The following is a 24,440-nucleotide window of genomic DNA, read 5'->3' as shown; positions in this document are numbered from 1 at the left end:
AATAGTACTAACGCAACAGTACTCGCGACATAGCTAACCCCTTAAAAACTATAATGTCACCACATTTAGCATAACGAAATGCTGTCACCTGTAATACAAACCAACTGAGTGTTTTGATAGTTACCACTTCCTGCTGTCACTGTTGTTATCGACAATTTTTGTTTATCTGTGCCATTTTCAATCAAAACAGCTTTTAATATGGTGCCATCACGCACAAAGCTTACAGCACCTACAAAATCACCCACGTAAAGATCTCGATAGAGTTTAACGCTCGCACTACCTATTGAGCGAGGCTCTAAGCGCCCCTCTGTTACAACAAGCGTTGAGCCACTAGCCAAATTAATTGCTTTAATAAAAGTGCCCGCACATTCGGTTGTTGATGCTTGAGGCTGTGTACTTGATTGAGGTGTTGGCTTATTGACGTTTGCTGAGCAGCCACTGAATAATGATGCAGCGCATAGCGTGATAATTAGCGATTTCATATAAACTCCTTAGACGATTGACTTCATTATAGTCATAGCGATTAGCGAGTAACACGATTTAAGCCAATAGGAGCTAAATGAAAAAAGATGATTTAAGGCGGGAGGGTAAAATTCAATAAACCGAACTAAACCAGCAAGAACCAAACAAGCAACCGCTAAACAGGCAACAACTAAACAAACAGAGACAGAATAAAAGTTAACCAAATTGAGTTACTGTCTAAAGCCTACAGCGATACCAACCTAGTAGCGATTGATTTTATTCAACAGCTTTAAGAAAGTTTGTCGCTCTTCTTGCGCTAAGTTATCTAAGAACGCCTCATTGACTCTTTCAGCTTCTCTGATTAAATCTTGCTCTAGCGCTTTACCGCTATCGGTGAGGTATATTTGAAAGGCGCGGCGATTTTCAGCATCTTGATGCCGAGTGATTAAACCTTGCTGTTGTAATTGATCGAGTAGCCGAGTCATAGTGTAATTGGCAACATCACAACGCTTAGAGAGCGTGGTTTGAGTCACGCCCTCCTCCTGCCATAATGAAAACAACACTGGCCATAGTTTAATATCTAACTGGTATCGTCTAAGGCGTTGATCTAATAAATTTTGTAGCTCAACATTCAAATGAGACACCAAATATCCCAGACTCTCAAATCGATTCAATCAGTACCTCCACGACTCTATAGGCTTCATTTAATCTTATCACTTACACTAAAAGAAACTAGCCTTCATGAGCACTTATTGCTCACATTCATTCAAACAGCTTATAAATCATTATGTTGAATGAAGATAAATCAGCGGGGTCAATATCACCGTCATTAGGCAATAAATGCATCGATAAAGCGATAATAACAAGCTCGATTTAGCCTTGCTTCAATACCTCGTTCAAGTGTTAAGGTAATGCTATCCTCACCAACAACAAACTGCTCAAAACTTTCGATATTATGTTCGCTATTAATACTCGTTTTAAGCCTGAATCCCGCTTCACTTTTAGGCTGATAGTCAACAATGATTAACGCTTGTTCAGCAACGGTTACTCGCAATGTTTCAACAGGCGTAATAAGAAAGTACTCACCATCGATGCGATTTAAAATAGTGGCAAACAGCTTACAAAACTTAACAGGTAGTATTTCACCTCGATAAAACCATTCACCATTTTCAATGATGTCGAATATCGCTTCTTCTGCACATAATACCCCTTGCGTTAACGACGAGATTGCATCTGTAGTGTCTGTTGAATGAATATCTTTTGCAGTCATCTGTACCTCTTTTTTTTTACTGTGTATCCATCACCCTTTATAAAGCTAAAACAGGTTCACATTTGACTTTCCTGTAACTGGCCCTAAAAGTAAAAAACTAGCCAGTGGCTAGTTTTTTACTGCGGGCTAATTAAAGCAAATGCAGTAAAGCCTCAAGCGGGTGTTTTGGCCTAAAGCCGCTAAAACGTTTGACTTGGCTGCGGCAGGAATAGCCAGAGATCAACACTTGAGATTGTGGCAGCTGTGATAAAGCCTGTTCCCACGACATACTGTAAAGCGCTTTTGAACGGTCTAGGTTTTCTGCTTCATGGCCATAGGTGCCAGCCATGCCACAGCAGCCAAGATTAACCGTATTCAGCGTTGCGCCAAAGTGTTCAAAAATCTCCTTCCACTCGTTAGCCGTATTAGGCTTCGCAGTAGATTCTGTGCAATGGCTGAACCAGGTAAATTCTCGCTCAACAGCGTCGCGTTCTGTCACGTCTCGAGCGCTTTGGCTTTCAAGTACTTTTAGTAGCCACTCATTTGCCAACTTAACGTGAAAACTGCCACGAGCGCCGCCTAAGACTTCTGCATACTCATCTCGATAACAAAGCACCAAGGCTGGATCGATCCCTACCATCGGCATATTCAGTTTTGCCACTTGGTTTAAAAAGTCAGCTGTTGATTTTGCCGTACGAGCAAACTTATCCAAAAAGCCTTTAATATGAATTGGTTTACCATTAGGTTTGAATGGCAGCAGTATAGGTTTTAAACCTAATTTTTCTATCAGCTGTACAAAGTGATACACAGTACCAGCTTCATAAAAACTATTGAAAGGGTCTTGTACCACCAGCACATATTGGCTGCGCTCGCTGTCAGGGATCTGTTGTAGCGCTGCTAAGTCATAACCCCGACAGGCGTGCCCTTCTAGGCGCTGCTTTAGCGTTGGTACCGACAATGCTGGTGCATCGACATAACCCAGTGACTTCTTAATGACCCATTTACTTAGGCTATTTTGAGAAACTGCATTAACTAATCTGGGGGCTGTCGCCATCATAGGCAGTGAATCTTCTATCCCTGCCACAAGGTAGTCTTTTACTGGTCGCAAATAACGCTGGTAATATATCTCAAAAAACTGTGCTCTAAATTTTGGCACGTCAACTTTTACAGGGCACTGGCTGGAGCACGCCTTACAAGCCAGACAGCCCTTAAGTGACTCCATCACTTCATGAGAGTAGTCGTATTCTTTATCAATTTTTAAGGTATTTTGAGCACGTTGCAACCAGCCTAACGGCTTAGCGCGGGCCAGCTCATTAACATCCACGCCTTCCGCTTGTAATAGGCGTAACCATTCGCGCATTAAACCTGCGCGGCCTTTTGGCGATTGCACTCTGTCACCTGTGACCTTAAATGATGGACACATAGGTGAATAAACACTGTAATTAAAACACAGGCCATTGCCATTACAGTTCATCACATCCGGAAATGCTTCGCGGGTTTTAATCGGTATTTGTCTATCAAAGGCACCACGCTTCACGCTATCGACGTTATACAACATTGGGCCGCCATTTTTAGGCGCCACCAGCTTACCCGGATTAAGTTTATTTTCAGGGTCAAATAAGCCTTTGACCTCTTCTAACAAGCCGTAGAGGTGTTCACCAAATACCGCGGGGCCATATTCACCGCGCACACCTTTACCGTGCTCCCCCCACATCAAGCCACCATACTTAAGCGTTAACTCTGCAACTTGATCTGAAATGATTTTAAGCAACCTCTCATCTTGCACATCGCACATATCAAGCGCTGGGCGCACATGCAACACACCGGCATCCACATGACCGAACATTCCGTATTGCAACTGATGACTATCGAGCAATGCTCTAAATTCAAGAATAAAATCAGCAAGTTTTTCAGGCGGCACTGCGGTGTCTTCAGCAAAAGCAATAGGTTTACGCGTACCTTTTGCCGCGCCTAATAGTCCCACAGCTTTTTTACGCATCGCGTAGATAGTGTTGATACTGGCTTTATCATTTGTGACTTGATAGCCCAATAGCCCGGCTTCATCATTCTCTATTTGTGAGCTCAATATGGCTTCTAGCTTGGCCAGTCTTGCTTCAACATCGTCTTGTTCGCCTGCGAACTCAACCATATTCAGGCCATCAATCTCTTTACCGGGTACATCTTCAATAAGTGACGATACTGAATGCCAAATAATATCTTCTTTGGCAAGGTTGAGCACTTTTGAATCGACGGTTTCAACGACGGTGGCATTCGCTTTAACTAAATCTGGAGCATGACGCAGTGCTGACTCAAACGAGTCATATTTGATATTGACCATCATGCGGCATGTTGGCAAAGGCGTAATATTTAGCTTAGCTTCAGTAATAACCGCTAAGGTGCCCTCTGAGCCAGTTAAAATGCGGGATAGATCAAAATGCTCTAATTTGTCATCCCACACATTTTTAAGATCATATCCGGTCAAAAAACGGTTTAATTTAGGAAAGCGCTGCTCAATATGCTCACGTTCTCCTTTACACATATCGGCAATGGTCGTGATTAGCTGCTGCCCCAAAACGTTGTCAGTTACGGAGCCAACGTCAGCCAATTGTGCCGAACTTAGCGGGTGGGTATTAAGCTCGCTACCGTCAAACAAGATACTGGTCAATCCAAGGACATGATCGGAGGTTTTACCGTAAACCAGCGAGCCAGCACCCGATGCATCGGTATTGATCATCCCACCTAAAGTGGCACGGTTTGATGTTGATAAATCCGGGCTAAAGAAAAACCCATGAGGGCGCAGCGCATCATTAAGTGCATCTTTTACCACGCCCGCTTGCACTTTGACCCAACCTTCAGCGGCATTAACCTCGAGCACTTGGTTCATGTAACGCGACATATCAATGATAATGCCGTGAGTCAGCGATTGGCCATTAGTGCCCGTTCCCCCGCCTCTTGCACTAAAGACCACTTTGGCAAACTCATCTTGGTTCGCCAATTTTAGTGCTATCTGAACATCTTGGGCTGTCTTAGGGTAAATAACTGCCTGAGGCAGAAATTGGTAAACCGAGTTGTCGGTCGCTTGCGCTAGACGCGCACTATAACGGGTATCAATATCGCCTGAAAAAGCCCCCTCTTCTAATACCGTTAAAAAAGAAAGATAAATGGGTTCAAGCGTTTGTTGATGCGATAACTTGGGTAACATGGCGGCTTCTGTCAATTATTATTCTTAAGATTATGGGCTCATTATAAACAAAAAAAAGCCGCTAAATAGCGGCTTTTTTCATCTTTTTAACAAATTATTAAATCACGCAGATTTAACACTTCATTTTAGCAATAAACTTACACGGATAATTTTAACCGTGGGCTTCAGCTAGATATAACCAAGTATCGATAACCGTATCAGGGTTTAACGAAACAGTCTCGATGCCTTGCTCAACCAACCAAGCCGCGAAGTCAGCATGATCTGATGGGCCTTGACCACAAATGCCAATATAAGCGCCTTTGTCTTTAGCCGCTTTAATTGCCAAAGCAAGCAAGGCTTTAACTGCATCATTACGCTCATCGAACAGATGGCTGATGATGCCTGAATCACGGTCAAGACCAAGGGTTAGCTGAGTCAAATCGTTTGAGCCGATAGAGAAACCATCGAAGTGCTCAAGGAACTGTTCAGCAAGCAGTGCGTTTGAAGGCAGCTCACACATCATGATAACGCGTAGACCATCAACACCACGTTCTAGACCTTGCTCTTTAAGAAGCTCAATCACCTGTGCAGCTTCGCTCACTGTGCGAACGAATGGGATCATGATTTCAACGTTTTTAAGGCCCATCTCGTTACGAACACGCTTAATGGCTTCACACTCTAGTGCAAAACAATCGCGGAACGACTCAGAGATATAACGGCTTGCGCCGCGGAAGCCCAACATTGGGTTCTCTTCTTCTGGCTCGTATCGGTCACCACCAACCAAGTTTGCGTATTCGTTTGACTTAAAGTCAGACATACGAACAATCACTTTCTTTGGATGGAAAGCTGAAGCAATCGTAGCAATACCTTCAACTAATCGTGCTACGTAGTATTCAACTGGAGACTCATAACCCGCGATCATCTCGTGGATCTCTTGTTGAAGCTCAGCAGTTTGGTCGTTGAACTCAAGCAATGCTTTAGGGTGAATACCAATCATGCGGTTAATGATGAACTCAAGACGCGCAAGACCAACACCTTCGTTAGGCAAGCGAGCAAAGTCAAATGCTCGGTCTGGGTTACCCACGTTCATCATAATTTTCATTGGTAGATCAGGCATTGAATCTACGCGTGATGAAATCACTTCAAAGTCTTGTAAACCATTGTAGATAAAGCCAGTGTCACCTTCAGCACACGAAACGGTAATTTCTTGACCATTTTTGATACGCTCAGTCACGTCACCACAACCAACAACAGCAGGAACGCCAAGCTCACGTGCGATAATCGCAGCGTGACAAGTACGGCCACCACGGTTAGTAACAATCGCGCTTGCGCGCTTCATGATAGGTTCCCAGTCAGGATCTGTCATGTCGGTAACAAGCACGTCACCAGGCTGAATTTGATCCATGTCGTCGATTGACTTAAGTACCTTAGCGACACCTTTACCAATTTTGTGGCCAATGGCACGACCTTCACAAACAACGTCACCTTGAGTCTTAAGGTGGTAACGTTCAATTAGCTGTACATCTTCACGAGAACGAACAGTTTCTGGACGAGCCTGTACGATATACAACTTACCGTCGTTACCATCTTTAGCCCATTCGATGTCCATTGGACGACCGTAATGCTTCTCGATTGTCATCGCCTGCTTAGCAAGCTCTTGTACTTCTGCATCGTTGATTGAAAATTCACGGCGTTGGTCAGCGGCGATATCTTCAATCTTAACTTGCTTACCATGGGATTCATCATCTGAATACACCATCTGGATTAGCTTACTACCGATGTTACGGCGTACTACCGCTTTATGACCTGCAACTAATGTTGGCTTATGAACATAAAATTCGTCAGGGTTAACCGCACCTTGAACAACCATTTCACCTAGACCAAATGATGAAGTAATAAAGACTACATCATTGTTGCCAGACTCAGTGTCCATGGTGAACATAACACCTGAAGCCGCTTTGTCTGAACGCACCATACGCTGAATACCAGCTGACAGTGCGACGCCTTTGTGGTCATAACCTTGGTGAACACGGTATGAAATTGCGCGGTCATTAAACAAAGAAGCAAATACATGCTTAGTTGCTTCTAAAACGGCTGCGTAACCCTTAACGTTAAGGAAAGTTTCTTGTTGGCCAGCAAATGATGCATCCGGCATATCTTCCGCGGTTGCTGAAGAGCGAACTGCAAATGATGCGTCCGTTGTTTCAGAGCTAAGCTTGTCGTAAGACTCACGTACCGCTTGCTCAAATTCTGGGTGGAACGGGGTGTCGATAACCCACTGTCTGATCTGTGCACCGGCTGTAGCGAGTGCGTTCACGTCATCTACATCTAGAGATTCTAGAATTTCGTATATCTTCTGGTTAAGTCCGCTTTGTTCAAGAAATTCATTGAACGCAAAAGATGTTGTCGCAAATCCACCAGGCACTTGAACGCCTGCATTTGATAGATTGCTAATCATCTCTCCAAGAGAAGCGTTTTTACCGCCTACCTTGTTGACGTCACCCATGCCTAATTCTTGATACCAGAGTACGTATTGCTGCACAGTTCTTATCTCCGCAAGTATATTTTAGTGTGGCTCTTCACACGAGAGCAACAGCATCTTACACTCCATGACAAGAAGCGTAAATGTATAATTTTATTTGTAATTTTATTACTACAAGAGGTCAAAATGTTGCGTAAAGTATTTTATATCTCAGATGGGACTGCGATCACAGCTGAGGTATTCGGCCATGCAGTGCTTTCACAATTTCCTTTGGAATTTGATGCACTTACAATCCCATTCGTTGAAACAGAAGCCAAAGCAGAAGCTGTTAAGGCTCAAATAAATGATTGTTTTATTACAACAGGTGAACGGCCTCTTGTTTTCCACTCCATCGTAAAAGCTGAGATCCGTGATGTTATCTATAGCAGCGAAGGCTTAGATTATGACTTTTTGAACACTTTTGTGGCGCCATTAGAGAAACAACTAGGTATTGCTGCTACGCCAGCTTTGCATCGTACTCACGGTAAAACGAATGACAGTTATGAAGCGCGTATTGATGCCATTAACTACGCCATGGAAAATGATGACGGCCAAACCATGAAACATATGGATAAAGCCGACCTCATTTTATTAGGTGTATCGCGCTGCGGTAAAACGCCATCAAGCCTATATCTTTCTATGCAGTTTGGTATAAAGGCAGCGAACTATCCGTTTACTGAAGATGACATGGATAATCTAAAGCTACCCGACGCATTAAAACGTAATAAAGGTAAGCTATTTGGTTTGACCATCGATCCTGAAAGATTGCATGAGATCCGTCAAAGTCGTATGTCAAACAGCCGTTACTCGTCATTACGTCAATGCCGAATGGAAGTTAAAGAGGTAGAAATGATGTATAAACGTGAACGGATCCCTTACGTTAATACAACCAATCATTCTGTCGAAGAAATTGCCACTAAGATCATTGAAGCAACAGGCTTAGAGCGTCACATGTTCTAAATCTAGTGCAAGGCATTAGCGCTGAAATTAAAGGCTTTTTAAAATGAAAGCCTTTAATTTATATCAAATAATTATCGATTGAGTGAAAATTAGCTTCATTTTTAAGGCAATTGCCACTGTGCACAGCCAAACTATTAGTTATAATCCGAGGTAATCAGGCGAAAGCCCATACGAACGCTCGGTATTGTGAATGACCATTAAAACAGACGAACTACGCACCTCCCTTTTATGTAAGGTAATTTCACCTGCACAACTCGCTTCTGAATATCCTTTAACACAAGATGCCGCTGACTATTTAGTCCAGCAGCGCCACGAAGTTGAAGCCATTATTAATGGTGATGATCAACGCTTACTTGTGATTATTGGTCCATGTTCAATCCATGACACTGAAGCAGCACTCGATTACGCTCAGCGCTTAGCTAAATTGCACCAGCAATATAAAGACGACTTATGCATCTTAATGCGTGTTTACTTTGAGAAGCCGCGTACAACCGTTGGCTGGAAAGGCCTTATTTCAGATCCAGACTTAGATGGCAGCTTTAGCCCTAATAAAGGCCTACGTAAAGCACGTCACCTTCTACAGCAGATCACTGAACTTAAGTTACCTATCGCAACTGAGTTTTTAGATATGGTAAATGGCCAGTATATTGCGGATCTGATCACCTGGGGCGCCATTGGCGCACGCACCACTGAAAGCCAAATTCACCGTGAAATGGCCTCAGCACTTTCGTGTCCGGTAGGCTTTAAAAACGGCACTGACGGTAATATCGATATTGCAGTTGATGCCGTTCGCGCAGCGCAAGCTCCACATATCTTCTATTCACCGGATAAAGATGGTGCTATGGCCGTTTATCGCACTCACGGTAACCCATTTGGCCACATTATTTTACGTGGCGGTAAAGAGCCTAATTATCACAGCGATGACATTCAAAAAGCAGCGGCACAGCTTGATAGCGTCGGTGTGACCCAACGTATGGTTATCGATTTTAGCCATGGAAATAGCCGTAAAATGCATAAAGAGCAGCTCAATGTCGCTGAATCGATTATGCAACAGATGGCGCAAGGCTCTACAGCCATTGCAGGTATTATGGCTGAAAGCTTTATCGAAGAAGGCAATCAAAAGGTTATTGCTGGTGAAGAGCTAACTTACGGTAAGAGTATCACCGATGCTTGTATTGATTGGGAAGACTCAATAGTCTTACTCAGTGATCTGGCTAAAGCTTCTCGCGCAAGAATGGACTTACTTAAGCAAAAGTAAAACTCGCTTGAGTAAGCTGAAGCTCTATAAGATAAACGCACCCGCTCAATGAGTTGGTGCGTTTTTTAATGCATTAACTTTCCTATTGTAAAGCGATGCAGTCTTCAGGGTTCAACTTTGAAGTTAAGATGTGATCTTGCCAAACCCCATTAATCTTAAGATATGACTTAGCTAGCCCTTCATGCTCAAAACCCAACCGTTTAAGCAGCGCGCCACTGCGTTGATTACCTACAATAAAATTTGCCATGATTCGATGCAGACCAACAACTGTGAACATGTAACTGATTGACGCCTCTAAACATTCCAGCATATAGCCTTTGCCTTCATGCTTTTTTGCGATTGAATAACCTAGGTTACAAGCTTGAAATGTACCGTGGACAATATTGGTAAAGTTACACACTCCTATAATCTCAGTTCTTTGTTTATTCATGATTGCAAATTTCACCTCATGACCTGAGTCGAACGCTAATTGATTCTGTGACAAGCGCTTTTGCCAGAGTTCTAACGTATAAAAATCGGCCGTTCTTTTTGGCTCCCAATGAGATAAGTGGGCTTTATTTTCAATATAATAACCCAGCATCAACGCTGCAGCGCTTTCATCTAAAACAACGAGAAACGTATTGGGTGTTTCAAGCTCTAACCTTGGCTTCATTTTTATGGATACTCTTAAGCGTAAGTATTTATAGCTTAAGTCATTGATGGTATTAAAATCTATTAAAATTTGATGGCTTGAATGTGTAAAGCCTTACACTTCACTTTCTATCGATATTCATTTGGAAAATCAACTGAATTTGAAAATAAACATGCAGCAGTAATTCAACCATTCGACTTACAACCTGTTATAAAATTACAAAAACGGCTATAATATCGCCTCATTAATGCATAACCATAGGTTGCCGTATGCCGTTAACTCAAACTCCCGCAAAGTTTCCTGAAGAGGTCGCTCTTCGAATCGAACAATCAGAGGCTCGCGTTATCAAGGCCGTATTCCCTTCTATCACCAATCATCACAACACGCTTTTTGGTGGCGAAGCATTAGCTTGGATGGATGAAACCGCTTTCATTGCAGCGACCCGTTTTTGCCGTAAGACCTTGGTTACTGTGAGTTCGGATAGAATTGATTTTAATAAGCCTATTCCTGCGGGTTCATTAGCTGAGATTATTGCCAGAGTTATTCATGTGGGTAATACCTCAATTAAAGTTGAAGTGAACATTTTCGTTGAAGACATGTATCAAGATCTAAGGGATCACGCTATTCGTGGCGTATTTACCTTTGTCGCTGTTGATGAGCAAAGAAAACCGACTGCAGTGTGGCCGCCACATTGTTAATCGTTAGTCTTCTTTAGCCAGGATAAACAAAGATTGAGGGCTGCATCGTTAGCCCTTGTCTGTAATCAGGCTCTGTCACTCTTATTATCCATTCCTATCTTGCAATACTATCTTCCTATCCAGTCTTCATTCTGACCTTTAGTCTTGCCTTGCTTTTGAACACTAGCAGACTCACACCTTTGCATAGATAGCCTGCAATGGTGACTTTAGACCAAAGTCTAACTTCGACAATTATTTTAACAAATAGTAACTTTTCCAGTAAAAAGCCATAGAACCCCTTGTCATTTATCTGTTACATTGAACTACCTTCACGTGCAACCAAAACAACCCTATAAAGCCATGAAGCCTGAAAATTTAAATATAATAATAGCCGATGACCATCCGTTATTTCGCAACGCACTTAGACAAGCACTATCGTCTGAATTCATTAATACTCAATGGTATGAAGCAGATAGCGCTGATGCGCTACAGGCCCTACTCGAGAATAATGACATTGAATACGATGCAGTGTTATTAGATCTTCAAATGCCCGGTTCTCATGGGTATTCAACCCTGATCCACCTCAGAACCCACTTTCAAGAGCTACCTGTTATAGTGATATCAGCTCATGAAGATAACCTCACTATTAGCCGCGCGATTCATTATGGTAGCTCTGGATTTATCCCTAAGTCTTCTTCTATGGAAACCTTAGCACAAGCATTAGAAGCGGTATTATTTGGTGATATTTGGTTACCCCAAGGTGTTGAACTTCAAGAAATTAACGAAGATGACACCAACCAAATGGCGAGTAAACTTGCCGATTTAACACCCCAGCAATATAAGGTACTGCAAATGTTTGCTGAAGGTTTACTCAATAAGCAAATTGCCTATGATCTTGGTGTGTCAGAAGCCACGATTAAAGCCCATGCTACGGCGATATTTAGAAAGCTTGGCGTAAGAAACCGCACTCAAGCTGTGATTGCGCTACAGCAACTTGAGATGGATAAGGTCGATATCTAGTCCATAAGCAAAGTGTTGTAGCCAACCTACCTATAAACTAAAACGCTTCGAGTACTCGAAGCGTTTTTTTATTGATCCGTTTAACGAAAGTTCTCCATCACCTTGTAATACATCATTCCTAGCGCTAATGCCTGGTTGCCAAACCATTCATTAAGCGGAATACGGTAGTGGGACATTTGCGCAAACAGATCAAACTCTTGTTGTTCGCCAATAATAGCACTTGCCATGATCTCACCCATAATATGAGATGTCGCCACACCATGGCCTGAATAGCCCTGGCAGTAATAGACATTAGGTGACACTTTGCCCAATTGTGGGATCCGATTAAGTACAATTCCAGCCATCCCGGTCCATTCAAATTCAATATCAACATCTTTAAGTTGTGGAAAGGTTCGCTCGATTGCAGGTCTCAACTCTGCAGCGACATGTTTAGAGTCTCGGCCAGAGTAATTGGTCCCGCCGCCGAACATTAATCGGTTATCTGCGGTTAAACGGTAATAGTCGAGCACAAAGCGTGTATCGTAAACTGCCACATCTTGGGGAATTAAACTCCTGGCCATTTCTGGTGATAATTGAGCCGTTGCGCAGTTACCCAATGAGGCAGGAAATAGCATTCCGCGTAATTGTTTACGGGCCAATTTATGATAAGCGTTACCCGCTAGCACTGCGCTATTGGCAACCACTTTCCCCTTAGCTGTTGTTACGGTAACGAGCGCTCCATCATCAATATCAATCACCGCTGAGTGCTCAAAAATTTGTGCGCCAAGACCTTCTGCGGCTTTCGCTTCACCAATACACAAATTAACTGAATGCAAGTGCATATTGCGTTTATTTAGCAAGCCGCCATGATAGAGAGGAGTATTAACATATTGCGCCAATTCCATTTTATCCAACATGGCCAGTTCACTGTCCATGCCTCGCAAGCAACCTTCGTTATAGGTTTTCTCAAGCTCTTTTAAGTGACTAGCTTTATAAGCGGTATGGATATGCCCAAATTTTAAATCGCACTCAATATTATACTTTTTAACACGTTCTTTAATAATGTCATGTCCACGCCAGCGCATATTCCACACATACTCTTCCGCCTCTGTGCCGATACAATTTACCAGCTGCTTGGTCATGGCTTGATCACCCGACAGACTCCCTGTCACTTGACCACCATTGCGTCCGGTTGCCCCCCATGCAATTTTATTCGCTTCTAAGATTGCAACTTTGAATCCTTTTTCTGATAGCTCTATCGCGGTGGCAACTCCGGTAAAACCTCCCCCAACAATGACCACATCAACACGGATCTCCCCTTCCAATTCAGGGTAATCGGTTTCGTTATTAATGGTAGCGTTATAATAAGAGTTGCAGCGTGGCTCGGACATATCGATTCCCTTTGAGTAATCAGTTACTTCTTGTTTTATATTTTTTACAAAATCTAGATTTTGTTCAGTATATCCATCTAACCAGTTAGGTCAAGAACAGAAAATCGGCAACTCTCAAAATTAAAAAATTCATATTTCCCGCAAAGTGATAGTAGTACAGCCTTGCTGGATAAATCTGTTTACTTCACTGTAAGCAATAACTTGTCGAGATATATTTGAGCGACTATCTTCAATAGTGAATGTCAAACTTACACATAAGCCAATAATGTATTGTCGAAAGCTGTACCCGGAACATACCTAGGGTGAGATAAGCAGAACTGACTATAACTAACCAAGGAAATTGATATGAAAAAGCTCGGTCTAGTCATGATTATTTTAGCGCTTAGCGCCTGTGCCTCTTCGCCTGCAACATGGAAAGGTATGTCTGAAGGAGATATTGCAGCATGGAAGGAAATTGGCTTTAATGCAGAGCAAGCTCAAAATTGGAATCGTGCGGGCTTCAACGCTGAGCAATCAGCAGCCTGGAGCAAGGATGGATTTAACTTAGAAGATGCACAAAGCTGGAAAGATCAATCCTTTACGCCTGAAGAAGCTAAAAGCTGGAAAACCAGCGGCTTTGATCTTGAAACTGCACTTGAATCACGAGAGCAAGGGCTAACGCCTGTAAAAGTAGAATAAAATCCACTTACAGTCTCCTAACGAGTGCTTAAATAAGCCTCAATATTTTCGCTACGCTCATCTTAATGGCTATGCATCCAGCCTGAGCCTCCTAGTTAAAAGCTGAGAGTGAAAAACTAAGCATAAAAAAGGTACGCAATTGCGTACCTTTTTTATGCTTACACTCTTTATACTTACACTTTGTTTTACTTAAATTATCTTGTCTTTATATTTGCTTTATTTACAGCCAATCGTCACTAACTCTTTTTGACTAAGCTAGAAATAAGCGCTCTTAACGCAGCAGGTTTAACCATTTTCGCCATATAGTGATAACCCCGCCTATGCATATCATCAATCAGATCTTTACGAGTATTAGCAGTGATAAGTATGCCCGGCAGATGCTCGCCATATAAACTTCGAATTCCGTCCATTGCATCAACGCCATTTTGACCATCATCCAAATGATAATCGGCAAGTACAATGTCAGGAGCCACTCCTTTAAGGCCAAGTTTGATCCGAGCATCGGCTAAATCTTTGGCACATATCACTTCACATTGCCAACGACTTAATAAACTCTCCAGTCCCGCTAAAATGGCTTCTTCATTATCAATGCACAGCACTTTCACACCCGCGAGTGGTTGCAGTAGTGACGTTACTTTTTTTGGCTTAGGAGCTGTGTTCTTCTCACCTAGTGGCACTCGAATGGAGAACACCGAGCCTTTTCCAAGTTCAGAACTCACATTAATATCATGGGAGAGTACTCGACTAATTCTATCTGCTATCGCCAATCCAAGACCTAAGCCACTGACACTTTTACTCTGTGGATTATCAAGACGTTTAAACTCTTTGAAGATCTCTGTCGTTTCGCTTGCGTCGATACCGCAACCAGTATCAATAACTTGGATCTCAAGCTCGGCACCTCGATGACGACAACCTAGTAGCACTCTATTCCCCTTGGCATATCGATAGGCGTTAGTCAGGAAATTCTGCAGCACACGGCGTAATAAGCTTTGATCTGAGTTTATCGTTACCGAGCTAGCGACAAAACTGAACTTAATCAAGCAATCCTTAGACATAGCATCAAACTCAACGGCTAAACCGTCCAGCAAATCTGCTATAGAAAAGTCACGTCTATTTACCTCCACCATTCCAGAATCAAGCTTAGAGATATCAAGCAGATCGGTGAGTAGCTCACCGGCAATTTTAAGCGAACTATTCACATGATTAAGAGTCGTTTTCCCCTCTAGGTCAAGATTCGGATATTGCGACAAAGAAGCGGTAAATAACCTTGCGGCATTTAATGGCTGCATCAAGTCATGGCCTACAGCGGCAAGGAATCGACTTTTAGATGCATTGGCCATCTCCTCTTGCGCCTTAGCCTCGAGTAACTTGCTATTAAGCAAGGCTAACTCATAAGTACGTTCTTTAACTCTAGCCTCTAATGTTTCATTGGCCTCTTGCAGTGCTTCAGCTTGCTGGCGATACTGAGTAATGTCGGTAAAGTTCATAACAAAACCGCCGCCAGGCATTGGATTCCCCTGGATCTTAATCACTTTACCGTCTTTGCGTTGCCGCTCTGACACATGGGGCGTGCCATTGCGCATATGTTGCACCCGTTTTTCTACATGTGCTGCTATATCCCCTTCACCGCAATATCCTCGCTCAGCATTGAAGCGTACGACATCACTAATCGGCATACCTGAGTGCAAAAAGTTATCTGGATAATCATATAGCTCAGCGTATTTGTAATTCCAGGCAACCAAATTTAGGTCTTTATCGACCACACTCATGCCTTCATAAGCGTGTTCAATCGCTCCACGCAGCATGTCTTGGCTTAAGATTATTTTAGATGACGCTTCATCAACTAAACTAAACACTTCATCTAATGCTAAATCGCGGCCTTGCAAAACCGAATCCAGTACCAGTGATGCACTTGAGGCCCCTAACACCCCTGCTAACATATGCTCTGTGTGAGCGATAAGCTCTGGTGGCGCCATTTTATGCCAGCTATCACTTTTTACCGCCTCTTCTGAAAATGCAGAAAAGCTCTCATAAGCACGGGTTGGACTGACAAAGCGGCTGGCAAGAATAAGTAAGTCTTGCTGTGAAACCCCGACACTCTTACGATTATTGTCTTTTTTAAGCTGACCAGGTGTCACAAAAGCACTTGCTTGCATTCGCTCGGCAACACCCGCTCTAAACCAGACTGAACCCAGCATATAACAGGCACAGTTTGCCAATAAGGCAATCAGAATATCGCGCACATTGGGCGTGATAGATTCGAGCAGCGCAAAATCAGTCGTCATAATAGCCGGAGAATTCACCGCACCTTGCAGCAATATGTAACACCAACAACTAAAGCCAACCGCAAGCCCCAAGAACACACCACTACGGTTACCATGCTTCCAGTACATCCCCCCTATCAGTGCCGGAGCTAGTTGCGCAAAAGCACCAAATGACAGCATACCTAACGATGATAGCGAGTCATTGTCCATGAACGACAAGTAACTAAAATAACCTAGTCCTAAAATCAGAATGATTGCTAAGCGCCGTGCATTTAATAATAGCTGTGAAAACTGACTGAAATTTCGTGCTTTAATCTGGCCAGTGCGGAGCATTAATGGCACTAACCACTCATTACTCACCATGACACTAATGGTCACTACAGCAACAATCACCATGCCTGTAGCAGCAGAAAGTGTACCTAATAGGGCAACAACCGCTAGCCAAGGCTGATTCAACGCCAATGGAAGATTAATCACATAGGTGTCAGCTGCAACCGCATCACCCAGTAATAACTTACCCGCAAGTGCAAGAGGGGCAACAAACAGCCCAAATAGCAATAAGTAGAGAGGGAATAACCAACGCGCTTTTAAGATGGTGCGCTCATTTTCACACTCCACCATCATCACATGGAATTGCCGTGGCATACATAAAAACGCGGCCATACCAACTAGCAGCTCCGGCATTAAAGACTCAAGGCGGAGATTAGGCTTGTTAATTAAGTCACGCTCGCTAGCTTGTTGCCAGATATCACCAAAGCCATCAAAGACACCGAAGCTAATAACAATACCTACCAGTAAAAAAGCCCCTAATTTAACTAACGATTCGAAAGCGATGGCTAACATCATTCCCGGATTATGTTCAGTTGCATCGAGTTTTCGTGTTCCAAATAAAATGGCAAAAATCGCCAAAATTGCAGTGATAATCAATGAGACTTTACTGCCATTAAACAATGAACCATCGGGCTGAAAAAGGTTGAGGCTGAACACCATAGCTTTTAGCTGTAGTGCAATATAGGGCATGATCCCAAAGAGGGCGATGAGGGTAACAATGGCGGCAAGTAACTGAGATTTGCCATATCGCGCGGCAATAAAGTCAGCAACAGAGGTAATATTTTGCGCTTTAGAGACAATGACCATTTTGCGCAGTAAGCTGAAACCAAAAACAAAAATAAGAATAGGGCCGATAAAAATGGGCAAGAAAGACCACAGATCTTGAGCTGATTGACCAACGGTACCGAGAAAACTCCACGAGGAGCAATACACCGCCAGGCTTAAACCGTAAATCCAAGTCTGGATCCGTTTAGTGATCCCACTGAACCAACGCTCCGCGCCCCAAGCAAGCAGAAACAGTAGCAACACATAAATGAGGGCAATGCTGCCAACCAAAACAGTCAAATTCATAGGATTCTCTTTTTTTAAACTATTTTGCGGTAAAAAACGAATGAAATCCAGCCGAAATAAAATTACAAGCAACTAAAAAATAAGGAAAATATTTTACTAGACCAAGGTCTAATAGAGAAATCCCTCTCTCTCAATCCATACTCAGCTTACGCATTATTAGATAAGGGAAGCCCAATGAGCACGCAGTCTCTCTATAAAGTACCAAGTGAAATCGCTGCAAACGCACTTGTAAACGATGAACAATATAAAAAAATGTATCAAGAGTCGATTGTGAATCCTGAAGGTTTCTGGAGAGAACACGGCAACCGTATCGACTGGATCAAACCTTTTACTAAGGTAAAGAAAACCTCTTTCGATGACCACAACTTGTTTATTAAGTGGTTCTATGACGGCACGCTCAACGCATCCGCAAACTGTTTAGACAGACACTTAGAACACGATGCCGATAAGCTGGCGATTATTTGGGAAGGCGATGACGCAAAAGATCAGCGCACCCTTACCTACGGCGAGCTACATGCGCAAGTGTGTAAATTCGCTAATGCACTTCGAAGCCAGGGCGTACGCCGTGGCGATGTAGTCACTATTTACATGCCTATGGTGCCTGAAGCGGCTATTGCTATGCTTGCATGTGCCAGAATAGGTGCCATTCACTCTGTTGTCTTTGGTGGGTTCTCACCAGACTCGATTGCCTCACGTGTCATTGACGGTAATTCAAAAGTAATAATTACCGCCGATGAAGGCATTCGTGCAGGCCGGATCATTCCACTGAAAGCCAATATCGATGATGCACTTGCTCACCCTGATGTGGATTGCATCGAAAAAGTCATCGTGATGAAGCGTACTGGCGGCGACATCAACTGGGTTGAGGGTCGTGACATCTGGTGGGAGTCTTTAATGGAGACGGCATCAGAGCATTGTATTGCAGAAGAAATGGGCGCAGAGGATCCACTGTTCCTACTATATACATCAGGTTCAACCGGTAACCCTAAAGGTGTGCTACACACTACGGGTGGTTATATGGTTTACGCAGCCATGACCCACGAATATGTCTTCGACTATAAAGACGGTGAAGTCTATTGGTGTACTGCTGATGTAGGCTGGATCACCGGCCATTCTTATATGGTTTACGGCCCGCTAGCCAATGGCGCAACAGTGCTTATTCATGAGGGCGTACCAAACTACCCAAGTCCTGCACGTCTAGGTGAAATGATTGACCGCCACAAGGTAAATATTCTTTATACGGCACCAACCCTTATCCGCGCGCTGATGGCGGAAGGTAAAGAGCAGTTTGCAGGGTTTGATGGTAGCTCTTTGCGTATAATGGGCTCGGTAGGTGAACCGATTAACCCTGAAGCTTGGCGCTGGTACAACGATGTGATTGGCCATGAAAAGTGCCCAATTGTAGATACTTGGTGGCAAACGGAAACTGGCGGTATTTTGATTAGCCCGCTCCCTGGTGCAACAGATACTAAACCGGGCTCTGCAACCCGTCCATTCTTTGGTGTGCAGCCTGCACTTGTCGATAATATGGGTAATATTGTTGATGGTGCCAACGAAGGTAACTTAGTTATCTTAGATTCTTGGCCTGGGCAGATGCGAACAGTATTTGGTGACCATGACAGGTTTGTACTGACATACTTCAAAACCTTTAGAGGCATGTACTTTACTGGTGATGGTGCTAAGCGCGATGAAGACGGCTATTACTGGATCACAGGCCGTGTTGATGATGTGATTAATGTGTCAGGTCACCGCTTAGGTACTGCTGAGGTTGAAAGTGCGCTAGTCGCTCATGAGCTAGTCGCTGAGGCCGCTGTTGTCGGTTATCCACATGACATCAAAGGACAAGGGATTTACGCCTATGTCACTTTGACCAAGGGCTCTGTAGAGACAGAAGAGCTACGTCAGGAACTTCGCCAATGGGTAAGAAAAGAGATTGGCGCCCTTGCCACACCCGATCTGATTCAATGGGCTGGCGGTTTACCTAAGACGCGTTCAGGTAAAATCATGCGTCGCTTCTTACGTAAGATTGCTGCAAATGAAGTTACTAACTTAGGTGACTCGTCTACACTCGCCGACCCTGCGGTAATAGATACATTGATTGAAAGCCGACTTAATCGCAGCGAGTAAGCCTTAGCGAATATATCTTAGCAATAAAGCCAAGATAAACAATTCTATTGTTTGACCTCCCTAGCCCCTCTCAGAGGGGCTTTTTTTTATGCCTCATCTTGCGCTGGAAAGTCGTCATAAAACAATCCTCAAAATTTTGCTTATCGCATTGAGCCAAATGTGGGATCATTTCCTTTATAAAGTCGTATTTAATTAGGTTCTTTTCGTGCAACTGAGAGATTATCAGCAGCAATCTGTTGACGCAGCGATTCAACATTTCAAATCAAGTTATGACTCCGCAGTTTTGGTTTTACCGACTGGCGCAGGTAAAAGTATCGTCATCGCTGAACTCGCCAGAATAGCTAAAGGCCGAGTGTTAATCCTTACGCACGTTAAGGAATTAGTTGCTCAAAATGCAGAAAAAGTGGGGCTATTAACCACCGAAGCTAAAATCTACTCGGCGGGACTCAACCAAAAGTCCACCGACGGTAAAACCGTTGTTGCCAGTATTCAATCAGCGGTAAAGCAACCCGCTCAATTTGATGAGCCATACAGCTTAGTGATTATTGATGAATGTCATCGAGTTAGCCCTGATAAAGATAGTCAATATCAGCAGCTACTCACTCACTTAAAGTCTAAAAATAGTCATATTAGATTACTGGGGCTAACCGCAACTCCCTACCGACTCGATTTAGGCTGGATATATCGCTATCATTACCACGACAAGGTTGGCAACACCGAAAAGCCTGTATTTGAAAAGTGTATATTTGAACTCCCAATGCGCCCACTGATTAAACAGGGATTTTTAAGCCAACCTAAGATGTTTGATGGACTCAGTGCTCAATATGACTTTAGTGAGCTAACGGCCTCACCAACGGGTGAATACAATGAAAAAGAAGTTAACTCCATCCTTAACCATTGCGGCCGTGCAACCACCGCCATCGTTAAGCAATTAATCGCATTTGGACAACATCGCCAAGGGATCATTATTTTTGCCGCCACGGTTAAGCATGCTGAAGAGGTTGTCAGCAAGCTCCAAGGTGAACAAGTGGCACTGATCACAGCTAAAACCTCTCGTGATGATCGAGATACCTTAATTCAAGCGTTTAAAGCAAAACAAATTAAGTATCTCGTCAATGTTGCAGTGTTAACTACAGGCTTTGACGCTCCTCATGTCGATCTTATTGCAATACTGCGCCCTACCGCTTCTGTAAGCCTTTTTCAGCAAATGGTTGGCCGCGGTTTAAGAGTTGATAAAAATAAGACTGAGTGCCTTGTTATTGATTATGCAGCCAACGGCTATGACCTGTTCTACCCAGAAGTGGGTCAACCCAAGCCCAACAGTAAGTGTAAGCCAGTGCAGGTACACTGCCCAGTGTGCGACTTTGCTAATATATTTTGGGGCTTAACCGATAATGATGGTGACATTATCGAGCACTTTGGCCGCCGCTGTCAGGCTCTAGTAGAGAGTGATGGACGTAAAGAGCAATGCGATTTTCGATTTCGCTCTAAAGCTTGCCCTAATTGTGGTGAAGAAAACGATATTGCTGCAAAAGTGTGTCAGCACTGTCAGGCCATTTTAGTCGACCCTGATAAACGATTAAAAGAAGTCCTACAGCAGAAGCATCACCACCTTTTTAAATGTCAAAGTATGCTTCTCGAACCACAAGCTGAACGTTTGGTTGTTCGATATATTGATCTTGATGGCAATGACTTTTGCCGCTACTTCAAGATGCAAACTCCTGCACAAATTCGTGCTATGTTTGCCCTATTTATCTTCCCTCATAGTCGAACACCAGGCATCAAGCATAAGAAGTACAAATCAGCACAAGAAGTCAGTGATGATTCAAACCTGTTCAGAAAACCAGACCTGTTATTACTGAAAAAAGGTAAAAAAGGCTGGGAACTGATGGAGACTATTTTTGATTACAAAGGTCGTTATCAAACTGATAAGTCACAATTTGAATAAAAATCAGCAATACGATTAACATGACCTCTAATATCGATTAGAACAATTGCAATAGCTATGATATAAAGTGCTCAAGCTATTTTTGAGGAAGCTATTATGTTCGTTGTTATTTTTGGTCGTCCAGGTTGCCCATATTGTGTTCGTGCAGTCCAAGTTGCTGAGCAACTTACAGAAAAACGTGAAGATTTTAAATTCAAGTATGTTGATATCCACGCTGAAGGGATCAGCAAAGCGGACTTAGAAAAGACAGTTGGTAAGCCGGTCGAAACCGTCCCACAGATCTTTGTTGACCAAGTTCATGTTGGTGGCTGTACTGAGTTCGAACAATATGTAAGAGATAACAACTTAATGCCAGCTGCATAAAGTTAAGTACAATAAAAAAGGAGGCTATCGCCTCCTTTTTTATTGTACTCAGTCACACTTAATAAGTCTTTCTGCTCAACTAGAGTACATATTTCATCGAGAAAATGACGCGATTCAGTTCACCGTCTACACCATTTTCTTTGGTGTTTTTCGCATACATATACTCAACACCCACAGTTAATGGTTTAACTGGCGAATAAAGTAAGTTGATATAGCCTGAATAAGAGTCCTTATTTACAGTCCCCCCCGTAAGAGCAACCTTATTATCCGCTTTAAAACCCGAACCTGTGATACTGGTTCTCCATTTATCATTCCACCAGTGACGATAAGAAATAAAACCACCATATGACTCAATGGTCTGAATATTACCTTTAGCATCAAGTACGCCAGCGTTGGCATAGTTTAGCGCCATATAACGCCCTAATCCTTCACCATAGGTAGCAGACATCTTGATATCATCTTGACCTACAGGGATAACACCAGTGAAACTCAAACCATAACCGAATTCTGACGAATCTATAGGATTAGCTGTATTTTTATCCATTTCGACATTTAACTGACGAGCAAGGCCTGCAAAAGTAAATGCCATACCACTTTCAGTTTTCATGTTATAGCGAGCGACAAAATCAGGAACCATCCCACTACCACTGGTTATTCGACTGCTACCACCTGTTGCATTGCGGTAACTATTAACCGTTGTCTCAGGGTTTTCTGCCGAGAACTGAAAACCACCATTAGTGTATCTAACCTGACTTTGACGAACAAAGGGCGTACCATCTGCCGCGCCAATAAAATCGAGATTTTCAGGTAGTGCTCCCGGATTTTGGAAAGTGGTCCACATCTGTCCAGCGGCCCAATTATCAAAACTCACAAATGCTTGGCGAATACGTGGCGAATAGCTATTGGACACGCGCTCATTACCATTATCCGTGGTCATAAAGTCGAGTTCAATAAAGCCTGATAACTTATGGCCATCAAGATCTGTAGATGTTTTAAAATTAAACCGTGATTCTCGTGCTTGGAAATCGACGACTTGCTTACCATTACTTGGATCGCCATAAATAGTACCTGGCACATAAAATTGACGAGATAAACTACCTGAACCTGGCGCACCATTGCTGTAATCACTAAACATTACATCTGCTTTGACATAACCACCAAATTTAAACTCAGTATCAGCTTGGACACCGAAGCTCATTGCTGCAATAGTTGCCGCACCAATAAGCGTTAATTTTGCTTGTTTCATTCCCTTTCTCCCTGATATTTTTATTATCCATACAAAATATGACCGAGTTAACAACTAGACAACATTAGCAATAGGTCTATCAGACCAAGGTAGAACACTCATTGCTAATTAACCATATTCGCATTTAACGATTAAAATATTAGTAAAGAATTATACAAAGTGTTAATTCTAGATAAGAAATTGATCCACTATACTGCAGGTGACAATAAAGACATTACAGTTATCAGCTTGGAAGTAAAACTCCGAAGCTTATCAAGCCCCCTTCAATAGCCTTCAAATTCAAACGCTTAGCGAGTAAAGTGTATTTCACATCTTCTTTTGACACAAATTTGAAATTTTAGTGTAACGCTTGAAAATATCTTTAAGACTATTATAAAAAAATAGCGGAGCTTAACAATACAGAGCTCTAGTAACCTTGCTTCTCTCAAACAAAACTATCTACTTTAATTCCATTCCAGCGTAATTAAAGCGACAGTTCCAAACTTTTATAAGTGCGCAAACACTCTCCAGAATTTATTTGGTTGCATGCTAGGCTGGTGTCTCCTCATTAATCTCGACAATAGTTAACTCAAACTAATCCTAAATTGTATGGGGTAATGAACATTGCAGCTTTTCAATTAGAAGCTTCGACCAATTCGGTCAATTCGGTCAATTCGGTAAAGGGTAAATCCAACCCCATGTTCAATAATAAACAGCAATGTGATAATGAAATATTAAAGGCTGACTGCGACTTTAAAATCATACAGAGAAGAGTATTGGAGATAAAACTAACAAGTCGTTAGTTGTGAAGGATTCGAACTTTCGAGCAATTGAACTAATTAAACAGAGAGTAAAGCTAACTGTATGATCAATAATTAGCAGGATCAATTATGCATTCGACTAAGCTATCAACGCATAATCTATAGGTATAGGTATAGGTATAGGTATAGTTACATAAAACGAATAGACGGTGTACTTGCTAGTGATATTTCTGACTGAATAGGGAAAGTATATCGAGGATATTTGATAAGTGGTGGGCTGTGAAGGATTCGAACCTTCGACCAATTGGTTAAAAGCCAACTGCTCTACCGACTGAGCTAACAGC

At 42.7% G+C, this 24,440-nt stretch carries 17 protein-coding genes; 8 read left to right on the top strand and 9 right to left on the bottom strand.

All coding sequences use genetic code 11. From position 1 onward, the window contains the following. Nucleotides 1-65 precede the first annotated feature (65 nt). From ACVBJC_RS05255 to ppsA, 5 genes are all read right to left on the bottom strand, one after another. Nucleotides 66-482, bottom strand: a complete 417-nt coding sequence (locus ACVBJC_RS05255; RefSeq protein ID WP_447159998.1) for a PliI family lysozyme inhibitor of I-type lysozyme — start codon at nucleotides 480-482, stop codon at nucleotides 66-68. A gap of 240 nt (nucleotides 483-722) precedes the next feature. Continuing rightward, a complete protein-coding gene (locus ACVBJC_RS05250) occupies nucleotides 723-1,136 on the bottom strand; it encodes a MarR family winged helix-turn-helix transcriptional regulator (RefSeq protein ID WP_447159999.1) in 414 nt (137 codons plus the stop codon). A 155-nt stretch (nucleotides 1,137-1,291) separates the two neighbouring features. Further along, on the bottom strand, nucleotides 1,292-1,732 hold the full coding sequence (locus ACVBJC_RS05245) for a DUF1285 domain-containing protein (RefSeq protein WP_447160000.1): 441 nt from the start codon (nucleotides 1,730-1,732) through the stop codon (nucleotides 1,292-1,294). 130 nt (nucleotides 1,733-1,862) lie between these two features. Beyond that, entirely contained in the window at nucleotides 1,863-4,913 is a 3,051-nt protein-coding gene (gene ydiJ, locus ACVBJC_RS05240; protein WP_447160019.1) for a D-2-hydroxyglutarate dehydrogenase YdiJ, read from the bottom strand. Between the two features lie 151 nt (nucleotides 4,914-5,064). Next, complete coding sequence (gene ppsA / locus ACVBJC_RS05235; RefSeq protein ID WP_447160001.1) at nucleotides 5,065-7,434, bottom strand: phosphoenolpyruvate synthase; 2,370 nt, start codon at nucleotides 7,432-7,434, stop codon at nucleotides 5,065-5,067. Between the two features lie 126 nt (nucleotides 7,435-7,560). On the opposite strand from ppsA, the gene ppsR reads away from it, so the two are divergent. Both ppsR and ACVBJC_RS05225 read left to right on the top strand, forming a co-directional pair. Beyond that, nucleotides 7,561-8,373 carry a posphoenolpyruvate synthetase regulatory kinase/phosphorylase PpsR gene (gene ppsR / locus ACVBJC_RS05230; protein WP_447160002.1) on the top strand — a complete coding sequence of 271 codons (813 nt, stop codon included), beginning with the start codon at nucleotides 7,561-7,563 and terminating at the stop codon, nucleotides 8,371-8,373. A 190-nt stretch (nucleotides 8,374-8,563) separates the two neighbouring features. Continuing rightward, the gene (locus ACVBJC_RS05225) at nucleotides 8,564-9,631 is read left to right on the top strand and encodes a 3-deoxy-7-phosphoheptulonate synthase (RefSeq protein WP_447160003.1); all 1,068 of its coding nucleotides are present in this window, start codon (nucleotides 8,564-8,566) and stop codon (nucleotides 9,629-9,631) included. Nucleotides 9,632-9,713: 82 nt separating this feature from the next. Here ACVBJC_RS05225 and ACVBJC_RS05220 read toward each other — a convergent pair whose 3' ends face one another. Beyond that, nucleotides 9,714-10,283, bottom strand: a complete 570-nt coding sequence (locus tag ACVBJC_RS05220) for a GNAT family N-acetyltransferase (RefSeq protein WP_447160004.1) — start codon at nucleotides 10,281-10,283, stop codon at nucleotides 9,714-9,716. Nucleotides 10,284-10,531: 248 nt separating this feature from the next. On the opposite strand from ACVBJC_RS05220, the gene ACVBJC_RS05215 reads away from it, so the two are divergent. Together ACVBJC_RS05215 and ACVBJC_RS05210 are read left to right on the top strand one after the other, a co-directional pair. Beyond that, complete coding sequence (locus ACVBJC_RS05215) at nucleotides 10,532-10,960, top strand: acyl-CoA thioesterase (protein WP_447160005.1); 429 nt, start codon at nucleotides 10,532-10,534, stop codon at nucleotides 10,958-10,960. 339 nt (nucleotides 10,961-11,299) lie between these two features. Beyond that, entirely contained in the window at nucleotides 11,300-11,959 is a 660-nt protein-coding gene (locus ACVBJC_RS05210; protein WP_447160020.1) for a response regulator transcription factor, read from the top strand. A gap of 80 nt (nucleotides 11,960-12,039) precedes the next feature. Here ACVBJC_RS05210 and ACVBJC_RS05205 read toward each other — a convergent pair whose 3' ends face one another. Beyond that, nucleotides 12,040-13,329 carry an NAD(P)/FAD-dependent oxidoreductase gene (locus ACVBJC_RS05205; RefSeq protein ID WP_447160006.1) on the bottom strand — a complete coding sequence of 430 codons (1,290 nt, stop codon included), beginning with the start codon at nucleotides 13,327-13,329 and terminating at the stop codon, nucleotides 12,040-12,042. Between the two features lie 345 nt (nucleotides 13,330-13,674). Between ACVBJC_RS05205 and ACVBJC_RS05200 the strand changes: the two genes are divergently transcribed. Beyond that, entirely contained in the window at nucleotides 13,675-14,007 is a 333-nt protein-coding gene (locus ACVBJC_RS05200) for a hypothetical protein (protein WP_447160007.1), read from the top strand. A gap of 236 nt (nucleotides 14,008-14,243) precedes the next feature. On the opposite strand, the gene ACVBJC_RS05195 is transcribed toward ACVBJC_RS05200, so the two are convergent. Further along, the gene (locus ACVBJC_RS05195) at nucleotides 14,244-17,672 is read right to left on the bottom strand and encodes a PAS domain-containing hybrid sensor histidine kinase/response regulator (RefSeq protein ID WP_447160008.1); all 3,429 of its coding nucleotides are present in this window, start codon (nucleotides 17,670-17,672) and stop codon (nucleotides 14,244-14,246) included. A 174-nt stretch (nucleotides 17,673-17,846) separates the two neighbouring features. On the opposite strand from ACVBJC_RS05195, the gene acs reads away from it, so the two are divergent. From acs to ACVBJC_RS05180, 3 genes are all read left to right on the top strand, one after another. Beyond that, nucleotides 17,847-19,799 (top strand): acetate--CoA ligase, encoded by a 1,953-nt coding sequence (gene acs / locus ACVBJC_RS05190; protein ID WP_447160009.1) that lies wholly within the window; start codon nucleotides 17,847-17,849, stop codon nucleotides 19,797-19,799. A gap of 205 nt (nucleotides 19,800-20,004) precedes the next feature. Continuing rightward, nucleotides 20,005-21,747, top strand: a complete 1,743-nt coding sequence (locus ACVBJC_RS05185; protein ID WP_447160010.1) for a DEAD/DEAH box helicase — start codon at nucleotides 20,005-20,007, stop codon at nucleotides 21,745-21,747. Nucleotides 21,748-21,843: 96 nt separating this feature from the next. After that, the gene (locus ACVBJC_RS05180) at nucleotides 21,844-22,110 is read left to right on the top strand and encodes a GrxA family glutaredoxin (RefSeq protein WP_442529464.1); all 267 of its coding nucleotides are present in this window, start codon (nucleotides 21,844-21,846) and stop codon (nucleotides 22,108-22,110) included. A 79-nt stretch (nucleotides 22,111-22,189) separates the two neighbouring features. Here the strand turns inward: ACVBJC_RS05180 and ACVBJC_RS05175 are convergent, their stop codons facing one another. After that, nucleotides 22,190-23,356: a DcaP family trimeric outer membrane transporter gene (locus ACVBJC_RS05175; protein WP_447160011.1), complete on the bottom strand. Its 1,167-nt coding sequence runs from the start codon at nucleotides 23,354-23,356 to the stop codon at nucleotides 22,190-22,192. Nucleotides 23,357-24,440: the final 1,084 nt, after the last annotated feature.

This window comes from Shewanella sp. 0m-6, from assembly GCF_052977325.1.
Note: the sequence above shows the minus strand (reverse complement) of the source record. Positions and strands in the feature narration are given on the sequence as shown.